We start from the raw sequence: 13336 nt of genomic DNA on the forward strand, positions 1-13336 counted from the left end.
CAGTGTGGATGCGCGGATTGAAATGGGGCCATTATAGGTGGCAAGCTGGCCGACAGATGTGGCTGACCAGTCCACAGCGACGAAGCTTCATGCTTTTAAGAGTTTTTAACAAATAGCCTGCACTTTTTAACGCCATTGACAGGGAGTTCTATGCGCAAGGATTACCTGGCGTTCTTCATTTCGCTGTTCCTTTCACGGCTGGCCGACCAGGTTTTGCTGTTTATCGTGCCCCTGATCGTATTCCAGACCACTCAAAGCGTGTCGTGGGCGGGGCTGGCGTTTTTTGTCGAGTCACTGCCGCGCTACCTGGCTTTTCCGGTGTGCGGGGCATTGTGCGACAGGTTTTCACCGGTGCGTATCCTGCATATCAGCCAGGTGTATCGGGCCGTGGCCTGCGTGGTGGCGATGGCGCTGTATGCGCTGTTCGACGGTATCCATTGGCTGGTCATGCTGTCCGCGGTATGCGGCGTGTTGACCACCCAGGGCATCATGGCGCGGGAAGTGGTGATGCCGCATATCTTCGAGCATTACACCTACGCCAAGACCTTGTCCTATTCGCAGATCGCCGACCAGAGCGGGCTGGTGCTCGGGCCATTGGTGGCGGCGCTGATGCTGGAAGTCTGGGCGTGGCCTTGGGTGGTGCTGGGGGTCGCCGTGCTGTTTGTGCTGGCGGACCTGGCGATGCTGATCTGGCAGCGCCACACCACGGTGGACCTGCACATCCATGAACAACAGCCGGGTAACTGGCTGCAACCCCTGCGCACCGCTTTTGGCCACATCCTCAACCGGGTGGAGTTGAAACGCATCATCGTCCTGGCGGTCGGTGTGAACCTGATGGTCGGCGTGACGCTGGCCACCTCGGCTGCCATGGTCACCGGCCACTACGCAGCGGGCAAAGACACCTATGCCCTGCTGCAAGCCGCCGGGGCGCTGGTGACCATCGCGATTCTGTTCTACCTGGCGCATTCATCACTGAAGCTGAAGGTACTGGGCGGGTTGTCGTACTCGATGATCACCGTCGGCGCGCTGATCACAGCGCTCAGCCCCGGCGTGTGGGCCTACGCGGTGGGGTTCCTGCTGCTGACCGGCTTTGACAAGATGTTCAACGTGTACCTGCGCAGCACCCGACAACGGGTGATTCCGGTGCAGGACTTCGGCAAGACAGTCGGCGTGATGACCTTGCTCAACAACCTGGCCCAGCCCTTGGCGGGCTTGATGATTGCCGTGCTGGCAGCACCCTTGGGCACGTCAACGGTGATCCTGCTGCTGGCGGGGATCACCGCGTTGATCGGTGTGGCCGTGGCTTCAGGCTGGCACGCCACTGTGAAAGCGGAACTCGACGTCGGGTGATTCGATCAGGTCCTGCTCGGTGGCTCGCACCCGGTCGATCACCTGGGCGATGTCCTTGGCGTCGCCGTACTGGTAAGCCAGCTTCAAGTAACCCTGGAAGTGCCGCGCCTCGCTTTTGAGCAAGCCGAAGTAGAACTTGCCGAGTTCTTCGTCCAAATGCGGCACCAGCGCTTCGAAACGCTCGCAACTGCGCGCTTCGATAAAGGCGCCCACCACCAGGGTGTCTACCAGCTTGACCGGCTCATGGCTGCGCACCACCTTGCGCAAACCCGAGGCATAACGGCCGGCGTGCAGTTGACGCAGTTCGACCTTGCGCTTTTTCATCAGGCGCATGACCTGCTCGTGGTGCACCAACTCTTCGCGGGCCAGGCGCGACATCATGTTGATCAGGTCAACGTGACCGTAGTACTTGGCCATCAGGCTCAAGGCGGTGCTGGCGGCTTTGAATTCGCAGTTCTTGTGGTCGATCAGCAGGGTTTCCTGATCGGCCAACGCGGCCTGGACCCAGGCATCGGGGGTGCGGCAGCCGAGGAATTCATGGATTTCGGGCAGGTTCATCGGGCTCACGGGCAAAGGATCACAAAAGGGCGCCGATTATACCGACCCCGTCGCAGACCACCAGCCACCGGCCTTGATGTGTATCAACATGACGGCTGCCGGCCAGCAACTATAGTTATCCAACGCCCCGCCCTTTTGGAGATCCCGACCATGCAAGCCATCCGCAGCATCCTGGTGGTCATCGAACCCGAGCATTCGGAAAGCCTGGCCCTCAAGCGTGCCAAGCTGATTGCCAAAGTGACCGACGCGCACCTGCACTTGCTGGTCTGTGACAAGAAGCACGAGCATTCGGCGCTGCTGAGCCTGCTCAAGGAAGGCTTGAAAGAAGACGGCTACAGCGTCACCACCGAGCAGGCCTGGAACGACAGCCTGCATGAAACCATCATCGATGTGCAGCAAGCCGAAGGCTGTGGCCTGGTGATCAAACAGCACTTCCCCGACAACCCTCTGAAAAAAGCCCTGCTGACCCCGGCGGACTGGAAGTTGCTGCGCTATTGCCCGACGCCGGTGTTGCTGGTCAAGACCGCCACCCCTTGGGCAGGCGGCGTGATCCTGGCGGCCATCGATGTGGGCAACGCCGACGGCGAACACCGCTCGCTGCATAATTCGATCATCGACCATGGCTTTGATATCGCCAGCCTCGCCAAAGCGCAGTTGCATGTGATCAGTGCTCACCCCTCGCCCATGCTGTCGGCGGCAGACCCGACCTTTCAGCTCAAGGAAACCATCGAGGCGCGCTATCGCGAGCAATGCAAGGCCTTCCAGGCCGAGTTCGACGTGGACGACAGGCACCTGCATATCGAGGAAGGCCCCGCCGATGTGCTGATCCCCCATATTGCCCATCGCTTGCAGGCGGCGGTGACCATTATCGGCACGGTGGCACGCACGGGGATTTCCGGCGCGTTGATCGGCAATACGGCGGAGGTGGTGCTGGATGCGGTGCAAAGCGATGTGCTGGTGCTTAAACCGCAGACGCTCATGGACCATCTGCAAGAGCTGGCGACCAAGCCCTGACACCGACCTTCAGGCAATGTGGATCAAATGTGGGAGCTGGCTTGCCTGCGATTGCGGTGGGTCAGCTGGCGCATTTGCTCCTGATACACCGCTATCGCAGGCAAGCCAGCTCCCACATTGACCTCGCCAGTCAATTAACCCAGCGCATCTTTCAAGAACCCAGGCGCGATATAGCGCTGGTAATGCGCCTCGGACAAGATAAAGAACTCGCGATCAATGGCATCGCGCAGTTCAGGCAGCGCCCAGTCGCGAAACTCCGGCAACAGCACCATGCCGTACGCCTCCAGGTTATTGATCACCCGGGCCCCACGGGCGATCAACTGGTAGGCCCAACAATACTCGGACTGGTGTGGCACAAAGCGAATCTTGCGTTGCTCCAACTGCCCGCGCAGTGTCTTGGGGTCGAAAACCTCCACTTTGCCGGCCATGACCTGCACCAACAGCTGCTCAAGCCTGAGCCAGACCGCACGCTTTTCTTCTTCGTTATAGCCGTTCCACTGGATCACTTCATGGTGAAAGCGCTTGCATCCACGGCACACGAGATCGCCGTAGACCGTAGAGCACAGGCCGACGCAGGGGGTCTTGATGGTTTGGTTGGGCATGGGCAGCAACACGCAAATCAGCGAAACAGTGCGCCATGTTAGCCCTTTGTCTAAGGTTGATCACCCAGCAAACTTGAGTAGGCAACTTACCTTTAGATTTTTTTTGCCGTAGAATCACCCGGCCTTGTAAGGCGCCAATAATCCGCTGGAAGCTGTTTTCAAAGCGTCACGAGCACAGTCGTTCCTTCAGAACGGTGTTGGCGCAGGTTCGACCCGGTAGGTCAGAGCCCGCGCCAACCCTCATCAGCTCCGTTCTGCAGGCGTAAAACTTTGAAAGCAGCTTCTGTAAGAAATGGCGGCAGCGCTGGCTTTGCGGCCCAAAAAGCCCCCGAGCGCATGCGTGCCGTTCATTTCTGGATGAGCGTCCCGTGGGACCACTGATGAGGGTAATAACTGTGCTTGAAGCCTACCGCAAACATATCGAAGAGCGTGCCGCACTGGGTATCGTTCCCCAGCCGCTTAACGCCGAACAAACCGCAGGCCTGGTCGAGCTGCTGAAAAATCCTCCGGCTGGCGAAGAAGAATTCCTCGTTGACCTGATCACCAACCGCATTCCACCAGGCGTTGACGAAGCCGCTTACGTCAAGGCCGGTTTCCTGTCTGCCCTGGCCAAGGGCGAAGCCACTTCCCCCCTGATCGACAAGAAACGCGCTGTTGAACTGCTCGGCACCATGCAAGGCGGCTACAACATCGTGACGTTGGTCGAGCTGCTGGACGACGCCGAACTGGCACCCGTCGCGGCCGCCCAACTCAAGCACACCCTGCTGATGTTCGATGCGTTCCACGACGTCGCCGAAAAAGCCCGCAACGGCAACGAGCACGCCAAAGGCGTGATCCAGTCCTGGGCTGACGGCGAGTGGTTCCGCAACCGCCCTACCCTGGCCGACAAGATCAGCCTGCGCGTCTTCAAGGTCACCGGCGAAACCAACACCGACGACCTGTCGCCTGCGCCTGATGCCTGGTCCCGCCCTGACATCCCGCTGCACGCCCTGGCCATGCTGAAAATGGCGCGTGAAGGCATCGTGCCGGACGAGCAAGGCAAGACCGGCCCGATGAAGCAGATCGAAGAGATGCGCGGCCAAGGCTTCCCGATCGCCTACGTCGGTGACGTGGTCGGTACCGGTTCGTCGCGTAAATCGGCAACCAACTCGGTGCTGTGGTTCTTCGGTGACGACGTGCCTTACGTGCCGAACAAGCGTGCTGGCGGTTTCTGCTTCGGCAGCAAGATCGCTCCGATCTTCTACAACACCATGGAAGATGCCGGCGCACTGCCAATCGAATTCGACGTCACCAACATGAACATGGGCGACGTGATCGACCTGTACCCGCATGCTGGCAAAGTCTGCAAGCACGGCACCGACGAAGTCCTGACCACCTTCGAAATGAAGACCCCGGTGCTGTTGGACGAAGTTCGCGCTGGCGGTCGTATCCCGCTGATCATCGGTCGCGGCCTGACCGACAAGGCTCGCGCTGAGCTGGGCCTTGGCCCGACCGACCTGTTCAAGCTGCCTGAAGCGCCTGTCGACACCGGCAAGGGCTTCACCCTGGCGCAGAAAATGGTCGGCAAGGCCTGTGGCCTGCCAGAAGGCAAAGGCGTTCGTCCAGGCACCTACTGCGAGCCGAAGATGACCACCGTGGGGTCCCAGGACACCACCGGCCCAATGACCCGTGATGAACTCAAAGACCTGGCGTGCCTGGGCTTCTCGACCGACCTGGTGATGCAGTCCTTCTGCCACACCGCGGCTTACCCCAAGCCGATCGACGTGACCACCCACCACACCCTGCCTGACTTCATCATGACCCGTGGCGGTGTATCGCTGCGTCCAGGCGACGGCATCATCCACAGTTGGCTGAACCGCATGCTGCTGCCGGACACCGTCGGTACCGGTGGTGACTCCCACACCCGTTTCCCGATGGGCATCTCGTTCCCAGCCGGTTCTGGCCTGGTCGCGTTTGCCGCCGCCACTGGCGTAATGCCACTGGACATGCCGGAATCGATTCTGGTGCGCTTCAAAGGCAAGATGAAACCTGGCATCACCCTGCGTGACCTGGTGCATGCCATTCCTTACTACGCGATCCAGGCTGGCCTGCTGACCGTAGAGAAGAAAGGCAAGAAGAACGCCTTCTCTGGCCGCATCCTGGAAATCGAAGGCCTGAACGACCTGACGCTGGAACAGGCTTTCGAGCTGTCCGACGCCTCGGCTGAACGTTCGGCTGCCGGTTGCACCATCAAGCTGTCCAAAGAGTCCGTCACCGAGTACCTGAACTCCAACATCACCCTGCTGCGCTGGATGATCGGCGAAGGCTACGGCGATGCACGCACCCTGGAACGTCGCGCCCAAGCGATGGAAGCCTGGGTTGCCAACCCGGAGCTGATGGAAGCCGATGCCGACGCCGAATACGCCGAAATCATCGAAATCGACCTGTCGGAAATCAACGAGCCGATCCTCTGCGCGCCAAACGACCCGGACGACGCCCGTCTGCTGTCCAGCGTCGCTGGCGAGAAGATCGACGAAGTGTTCATCGGTTCGTGCATGACCAACATCGGTCACTTCCGCGCTGCCGGTAAGCTGCTGGAGCAGGTCAAGGGCCAGTTGCCGACTCGTCTGTGGCTGTCGCCGCCGACCAAGATGGACGCTCACCAACTGACCGAAGAAGGCTACTACGGCATCTACGGCAAGGCTGGCGCACGTATGGAAATGCCAGGCTGCTCGCTGTGCATGGGTAACCAGGCACGCGTTGAGCCGAACTCCACCGTCGTGTCGACCTCGACCCGTAACTTCCCGAACCGCCTGGGTGATGGTGCAAACGTCTACCTGGCATCGGCTGAGCTGGCTGCCGTGGCCTCTACCCTGGGCCGCCTGCCAACCGTCGAAGAGTACATGGGCTACGCAGCGAAACTGGACACCATGGCCAGTGACGTCTACCGCTACCTGAACTTCGACCAGATCGCTGAGTTCCGCAAGATCGCAGCAAGCGCCAACATCCCGGTGATTCAAGCCTAACGGTGTGTTGATGTGAAAGGCGCCGCGTATCGCAAGGTACGCGGCGTTTTTTTGCGTGCGCCAAAAGGGTAACGGATGTCAATCCAGGCTCCCGCTCCCCCTTAAAGAGTTGTATCAGACTGAAAAGTACTGGCCGCCGACAGCCTTTGCACGACGACCTACCAGATCAGGTAGTTGTCCCTCTACGCCTTGAAGGCTAAAACTCTCTACACCCTGACGCCTGTATCACGGAACCCACCAGCTCTGGATGTACTTCGCGCTGTAAGCCGTACCCCTTAATAAAAAAAACAAACCCTGCCCTCGACACCCAAGCCCGGTGCCAGGGGCGCTCTCGCCTGTTTTTTGTGCTGACTGGAGGTGTGTTATGTCGCGTAGCCAATATGTGATCAAGAAAATCTTCAAGCATTATTCGGTGTCGGTGGAACACATCGGCGATGCGCCTGATAGAAAGAACGTCCTGTTGGTCAACGGCGCCATGGCCACGACGTCGGCCTTTGCCCGTACCAGTAAATGCCTGGCCGAACACTTCAACGTGGTGCTGTTTGACTTGCCGTTCGCTGGAAACTCCCGCGCTCACAACCCTGACCGGTGCCTGGTGACCAAGGACGACGAAGTCCAAATCCTGCTGGCATTGATCGAGCGCTTCAACATTCACCACTTGGTTTCCGTGTCCTGGGGTGGCCTGTCCACCCTGCTGGCACTTGCCAAAAATCCAGACAGCGTTGAAAGCTCAGTGGTGATGTCGTTTGCGCCTGGCCTCAACGCGCCGATGCTCGATTACGTCAGCGGGGCGCAGGCACTCATGGCCCGGGATGACAACGCAGGGATCGGCCATTTGCTCAACCAGACGCTGGGCAAGCATCTCCCGGCTCGACTCAAGACCGCCAATCAACAGCATATGGCGCAGTTGATCAACGCCGAGCAGCATCAAGCGCGCTTCCATATCGAACAGGCACTCAAGCTCAATGAAGGGGCCTACTTGCCGCAACTCTTGAACATTGACAGTCATGTGCACTTCCTGAATGGCGCCTGGGACGAATACACCAGCGCCATGGACGTGCAGTCCTTCAAGCAGTACATCCGCGATTGCAGCTTCTCCATTGCCCAGAGCAGCGGACATTTTCTGGACCTGGAGTCCAAGGCCGCGGCCAACGGCGTGCACCGCGCGTTGCTCGGGCATTTGCTGAGGGCATGCGATGCCCAGCCAGGGGCGTTTTGCGAGCAATCGGCTCAACGAGCGCGGCTGAGCTTTGCCTAAATACTTTTCAACAAGGACGTGGATGATGCGAGTAATCATGGTTGCCATCGGCTCGGCCGGTGACGTTTTTCCCTTTATCGGCCTGGGGGCTGCCCTGACTGTGCGCGGTCATCAGGTCACCTTGTGCAGCATGCCGACGTTTCAGCGCGCCATTGAGGCGCAGGGGCTGAACTTCGTGCCGTTATGCGATGAGGCGACCTACAGCGCCGCCATGGGCGATCCCCTATTGTGGGACCCGAAGACCTCATTCGCCGTATTGTGGCAAGCCATCGCCGGCCTGCTGGAACCCGTCTACGACTATGTAACCACTCACAATACCGACGATACGGTGGTTGTCGGCTCACTATGGGCCTTGGGTGCACGTATCGCCCATGAAAAATACGGCATCCCTTATCTGTCCGTCCAAGTGTCGCCATCCACGTTGCTTTCTGCACATTTGCCGCCCGTGCACCCCACCTTCAATGTGTCGCGGCGCTTGCCATTGACTCTGCGCAAGCTGCTCTGGCGCGGGATCGAATACCTGAGCCTGGACCGTACCTGTGCTCCCCAAATCAACGCACTACGCCACAAACATGGGCTACCAGGCGTGGTGAAGAACATCTTCAGTCAATGGATGCATGCGCCCCAAGGGGTGATATGCCTGTTCCCCGAATGGTTCGCCCCCGCACAGAAAGACTGGCCACAGCCTTTGCACATGGCCGGTTTCCCTCTGTTCGACGGTGGCGCCCCTGGGCTCGATGAGCCCACACGAGCCTTTCTGGTTGCCGGAGCGCCCCCTATTGTCTTCACTCAAGGCTCCACTGAGCACTTTGACCAGCAGTTTTATCGTTTCGCCCTGGCAGCGCTGCACAGGGTCGGTGCCCGCGGCATTTTTCTGACCGGTGATCGACCGCTCTTCACGGACCTGCCGCCCACCGTGATACAGCGTCCGTTTTTGCCGATGAGTTCGCTGTTGCCCCACGCGGCCGGTCTGGCCCACCCCGGCGGCATTGGCGCCATGAGCCAGGCGCTGGCGGCCGGCATTGCGCAGATTGTGCTGCCTATCGCTCATGACCAGTTCGATAACGCCGAACGCCTGGTGCGCATGGGATGCGGCATACGCCTTGCCCTACCGTTAAACAAACAGGACCTGGACGATGCGATCACAACGCTCTTGCACGACAGCCGGCTGCAAACGGCCTGTCGTCGAGCGAGCAGCCTGATGCCCTGCGACGCTGCCTCTTGTGAAACAGCGGTCAACGCCATTGAGCAGTGCCACGCGCGGCATTCAATGCCTCGCCTGCGCCAGGCCTCATAAACCACGAACGTCCAAGTGTAAGCACCGTGCCAGAGCGGTCGGGAAGCCTCGGCAAAGTTTGACAGAAATAGCTTGTGGGCTAGATTGCCAAGAATGCAGTAATCGAGGCGACTGTCCATGGAGAAGGAAAACGACCTCATTCGTTGGTGGGATTGCTTGCGCATCGAGATGTGCAAGCAACAGGATGAGACTCAAGTGTTAGCGCTTCTGGAGCGTGAAGTGTTGCAACTGGGGTTCGAGTACTACGCCTATGGCGTACGTCACCTGACCCCTTTTACACGCCCCAGAACCGAGATATGCGGGTCCTACCCCGCAAGCTGGCTGGCACATTACGAGAAACAAAACTACGCGGCTGTCGATCCGTCAATCCTTAGTGGCTTGCGCTCTACCGAGATGGTGGTATGGAACGACGCACTGTTTGATAACAGCCGCACGCTGTGGCAGGAAGCTCGGGACTGGGGCTTGTGCATCGGCGCCACACTGCCGATTCGAAGCCACGACCGTTCACTGCGGGTACTGTCCGTGGCTCGGCGCCAAGACATTATTTCGCAGGCTGAAAACAACGAAATTCAAGTGCGCCTGCGCTGCATCCTTGAACGGGTGACACTGCGCCTGACAGACCTGGGTGATAGCGAACGCGCCCACCAATTGGTCTGCCTGAGCCGGCGTGAGCGGGAGATCCTGCAGTGGACCGCCGACGGCAAGAGTTCAGGAGAAATCGCGCTGATCCTCACTATTTCCGTCAACACCGTAAACTTTCACCTCAAAGCCATTCAGAAGAAATTCGGGGCTGGCAACAAAACACTGGCGGCAGCCTACGCCGCTGCACAGGGCCTTATCTAGGGCCCGACAATTGCGATAAGGACGTCCAATGATCAGCATCATCACCCGTCGTCACCATGAACTGTCTGCAACGCTTGAGGACGACCTGGGCCGCTACCGACACGAAGTTTTCATCCAGCAATTGGGCTGGCAACTGGATTCCACGCACGCCCGGCCCCAACGCGAATTCGACCAGTTCGACCACGCGGATGCTCGTCATATCCTCGCCCTGGATGCCGAGCACCAAGTCTGCGGTTGCGCGCGACTCTTGCCGACCACGCAACCTTATCTGCTGGCGCAAGTGTTCGGTTTTCTGTGCGACCAGCCAACCCCGCGAAGCAGCGACACCTGGGAGGTGTCGCGTTTTGCCGCGCGCGCCCTGGAGGAAGGCACCTTACCGATGCGCGTCTGGTGGAACAGCCTGAACCATGCCTGGAGCCAGGGCGCCAATCGGGTAGTGGCGGTGACCACACCCGCGCTGGAACGTTATTTTCTCAGGCATGGCGTGCAGTTGAGCCGCCTCGGTTCTCCGCAACGCGTGAATAAAGACCATGTGGTAGCGCTGAGTTTTCCGGCCTGGCAGAAAAACGGCCAAATCGCGTTACACGCAGAGTCGGCCGTTGCCTAGCGATGGGTGATCCCCACCTGTGCTTAAAGCCGGGGCATCGGCTGCGAACGCCTCAGGGAATCAGCGAGTAAATCAGTGAGGAAATGGCCACCAGACCGACCAGCGTCACGAACACATTCGAGGCCTGCCCCCGGTACTTGGCCATGGCCGGGACCTTGCGGATCGCGTACATCGGCATCAGGAACAATATCGACGCGATGATCGGCCCGCCCAGGGTCTCGATCATGCCAAGAATGCTCGGGTTGAGCGTGGCGACGATCCAGCACACCACCAACATGAAGGCGGCGGTCATGCGGTCCAGGGTCTTGGGTGCCGGGCGGCGGCCAGTCTTGACCACCAGGCCCTTGAGGCCCTCGCTGGCGCCGATGTAGTGGCCCAGGAACGACTTGGCAATCGCCACGAACGCAATCAACGGTGCGGCAAAGGCAATCGTCGGGTTATCGAAGTGGTTGGCCAGGTACGACAGGATCGACAGGTTCTGCGCTTTCGCTTCGGCCAACTGCGCGGGCGACAGGGTCAGCACGCAACTGAACACGAAGAACAGCACCATCGCCACCATCAGCAAGTGCGCGCGGGACAGGATCTGCGAGCTGCGCTCGTCGGCGTGTGCGCCGTACTGGCGCTTCTGGTCCACCGCGAAGGCCGAGATGATCGGTGAATGGTTGAACGAGAACACCATCACCGGAATCGCCAGCCACAGCGTGTTGAGCAGCGCCGAGGGTGCCGGCACTTCGCTGGCGGTGCTGAGAATGCCGCCATTCCAGTGCGGTACCAGGTACACCGCCAGGAACAGCAAGGCCACAATAAACGGGTACACCATCAAGCTCATGGCCTTGACGATCACTTGCTCACCGCAACGCACCACGGCCAGCAGACCCAAGATCAACACAAACGCCAGGATGGCCCGGGGCGGCGGCAGGATATGCAGCTGGTGCTCCATGAAGCTGCTGACGGTATTGGTCAGCGCCACGCTGTAGATCAGCAGGATCGGGAAGATCGCAAAGAAGTACAACAAGGTGATCAGTGCACCGGCCTTGATACCGAAATGCTCTTCAACCACGTCGGTAATGTCGGAACCTTCACGGCCGGACAGCACGAAACGGGTCAGCCCACGGTGGGCAAAGAACGTCATCGGGAACGCCAGCAACGCCAGGATCACCAGCGGCCAGAAGCCCCCCAGGCCCGCGTTGATAGGCAGGAACAAAGTACCGGCGCCAATGGCGGTACCGAATAGCCCGAGCATCCAGGTAGTGTCCTGGCGGCTCCAGCTTGTGAGCGTTGCAGGTGTCGTTGCATAGCGTTCGTCGACGCTATTGGCCTGATCATTCATCCGGTGGGATCTCCGCATTCACACGGCCAGCACGAGTCAGAAAAACCTGACAGGCAGCGCCCTGGCCGAAACAAGGGCCGGATTGTCCGGGATTCTCTTGGAGAAGCAAAGACTTAGCTGAGGAATGGTTAGGCGGAGCAGCTGTTCATGTGGCCGCCCCCGTGAAGGTTTTGGATGGCTGAAACGTCGTACAAACATTACGTCTAAGTTTTAATAGGCCACCTATTGCGAGAAGAGTCCGACAACAAGTTCAGAAGCAGCCCGCTTCAAAATCATATTCTTAGTCATACAACCCCTCAACTGTTACAGGACCATACATAGCTATTGAGCACGCGTAAATTCACACACTAATATCTTCGCGCACTGACCGACAAAGACGATAACAACACTTAACCAACCAGTAAGGAGTTTGATAATGCGAAGATTCACCCTTGCTTTTACCGGCCTGTTTTTCGCGGGTTTATTAGGCGCGCCGTCAAGTTACGCGAAACCGGTTGAGGCTGATGTTCGTGCCCTGGCCTCTTCGCCTCAATGGTTGACCACCAAGGTTTATATAGAGGGCGAGCCAGAAAACGACGTCAAGGCCAAATACCCCGGCGTGGTCGGAATCTCAATGTGGGACCCGCAACGCAATCGTTACGAATTTTTCTACACCGATACAGGGCGCTCGAAACACCCTGATGGCGGGGGCGGTTATTTCCTGGTCACTGACGACAAGCAGACCCACATCCTGGTGCCCGACCTTGGCCCGCATCGCACCATCGTCAGAAGGCTGGAAAAATTGGACAACACCGAATTCACCTATTCTCGTGAAGTCCCTCGCGACATGGTAGCGACCAACCCTCCCGTTAGAATCTATGTGGTACATGCGCCTTACACGGGACCAATAAAGACTCAGATGTCAAACTAGTTAAACACCCAATTTATATCCAGCCATAAAAAACCAATAACAAACGAGGCACTTGTGATGAATCCATACGCTTCATTCAGATATCTACTCATGCCTGCACTGCTGGTAGCCGTACTGTTGCCCAGCGCAACCACGGTACAGGCCAACACGACACTGCCCACCAAAAGCATCGCCGCCACGTCCGATAACACCGTCATGTTGACCGTGTTTCTTAAACACGATCAATCACGCCCGCTGGGCGAATTGAAAGCCCAACTGGCCAAGCAGGAATTTCACAAGGTCTTCCCGCCGGAAGGTGTCGAAGTCGTCAGTTGGAATATCACCATGGGCATCGGGCAAGTCATCGTGCTGCGTTTACCGGCGTCTCGCCTGGCTCAAGTCAACCTGGCCATCGAGAACACGGCGTGGGGTGTCTACAAGACGGAATTCTTCCCGACCTACGATTTCATGCCGATCGCACAAAGAGAGCGGGCCCAGGCACGGCAACCGGGGACTACTCAGTAGCTGGCGCGACAGCGAAGGAGCCTGGGTGCGCGGGTTTGGGTTGCGCAGCCAGGTTTGA

General features: G+C 58.8%; 12 protein-coding genes. 9 read left to right on the forward strand and 3 right to left on the reverse strand.

Features of this window, described 5'->3' with window-relative positions; translation table 11 throughout:
• Positions 1–150: 150 nt before the first annotated feature.
• The gene (locus RHM69_RS06125; RefSeq protein WP_200599197.1) at positions 151–1350 is read left to right on the forward strand and encodes an MFS transporter; all 1200 of its coding nucleotides are present in this window, start codon (positions 151–153) and stop codon (positions 1348–1350) included.
• Here RHM69_RS06125 and RHM69_RS06130 read toward each other — a convergent pair.
• Complete coding sequence (locus RHM69_RS06130; RefSeq protein ID WP_014718337.1) at positions 1306–1908, reverse strand: tRNA-(ms[2]io[6]A)-hydroxylase; 603 nt, start codon at positions 1906–1908, stop codon at positions 1306–1308. The genes RHM69_RS06125 and RHM69_RS06130 overlap by 45 nt on opposite strands.
• A gap of 150 nt (positions 1909–2058) precedes the next feature.
• Here RHM69_RS06130 and RHM69_RS06135 point away from each other — a divergent pair, with 150 nt between their 5' ends.
• Positions 2059–2922: a universal stress protein gene (locus RHM69_RS06135; protein WP_014718336.1), complete on the forward strand. Its 864-nt coding sequence runs from the start codon at positions 2059–2061 to the stop codon at positions 2920–2922.
• Between the two features lie 134 nt (positions 2923–3056).
• Here the strand turns inward: RHM69_RS06135 and RHM69_RS06140 are convergent, their stop codons facing one another.
• Positions 3057–3524, reverse strand: a complete 468-nt coding sequence (locus RHM69_RS06140) for a DUF1289 domain-containing protein (RefSeq protein ID WP_003190830.1) — start codon at positions 3522–3524, stop codon at positions 3057–3059.
• Between the two features lie 395 nt (positions 3525–3919).
• On the opposite strand from RHM69_RS06140, the gene acnB reads away from it, so the two are divergent.
• The 5 genes from acnB to RHM69_RS06165 all read left to right on the forward strand — a co-directional run bounded on the left by acnB (position 3920) and on the right by RHM69_RS06165 (position 10534).
• Positions 3920–6529 (forward strand): bifunctional aconitate hydratase 2/2-methylisocitrate dehydratase, encoded by a 2610-nt coding sequence (gene acnB / locus RHM69_RS06145; RefSeq protein ID WP_003190828.1) that lies wholly within the window; start codon positions 3920–3922, stop codon positions 6527–6529.
• Between the two features lie 364 nt (positions 6530–6893).
• A complete protein-coding gene (locus RHM69_RS06150) occupies positions 6894–7787 on the forward strand; it encodes an alpha/beta fold hydrolase (protein WP_014718333.1) in 894 nt (297 codons plus the stop codon).
• A 25-nt stretch (positions 7788–7812) separates the two neighbouring features.
• A complete protein-coding gene (locus RHM69_RS06155; RefSeq protein WP_200599206.1) occupies positions 7813–9084 on the forward strand; it encodes a glycosyltransferase in 1272 nt (423 codons plus the stop codon).
• Positions 9085–9201: 117 nt separating this feature from the next.
• A complete protein-coding gene (locus tag RHM69_RS06160; RefSeq protein WP_073844818.1) occupies positions 9202–9927 on the forward strand; it encodes an autoinducer binding domain-containing protein in 726 nt (241 codons plus the stop codon).
• A 28-nt stretch (positions 9928–9955) separates the two neighbouring features.
• Positions 9956–10534 (forward strand): acyl-homoserine-lactone synthase, encoded by a 579-nt coding sequence (locus RHM69_RS06165; protein ID WP_014718330.1) that lies wholly within the window; start codon positions 9956–9958, stop codon positions 10532–10534.
• A gap of 52 nt (positions 10535–10586) precedes the next feature.
• Here the strand turns inward: RHM69_RS06165 and RHM69_RS06170 are convergent, their stop codons facing one another.
• Positions 10587–11864 (reverse strand): serine/threonine transporter, encoded by a 1278-nt coding sequence (locus RHM69_RS06170; protein WP_014718329.1) that lies wholly within the window; start codon positions 11862–11864, stop codon positions 10587–10589.
• Positions 11865–12279: 415 nt separating this feature from the next.
• Here RHM69_RS06170 and RHM69_RS06175 point away from each other — a divergent pair, with 415 nt between their 5' ends.
• The gene (locus tag RHM69_RS06175; protein ID WP_038450016.1) at positions 12280–12774 is read left to right on the forward strand and encodes a DUF4822 domain-containing protein; all 495 of its coding nucleotides are present in this window, start codon (positions 12280–12282) and stop codon (positions 12772–12774) included.
• Between the two features lie 90 nt (positions 12775–12864).
• Positions 12865–13278, forward strand: coding sequence for a hypothetical protein (locus RHM69_RS06180; RefSeq protein WP_020301515.1), 414 nt, complete (start codon positions 12865–12867; stop codon positions 13276–13278).
• Positions 13279–13336 lie beyond the last annotated feature (58 nt).

Origin of the sequence: Pseudomonas sp. CCI1.1 (assembly GCF_034348165.1) — a bacterium.
GTDB classification, from domain to species: domain Bacteria; phylum Pseudomonadota; class Gammaproteobacteria; order Pseudomonadales; family Pseudomonadaceae; genus Aquipseudomonas; species Aquipseudomonas paracarnis.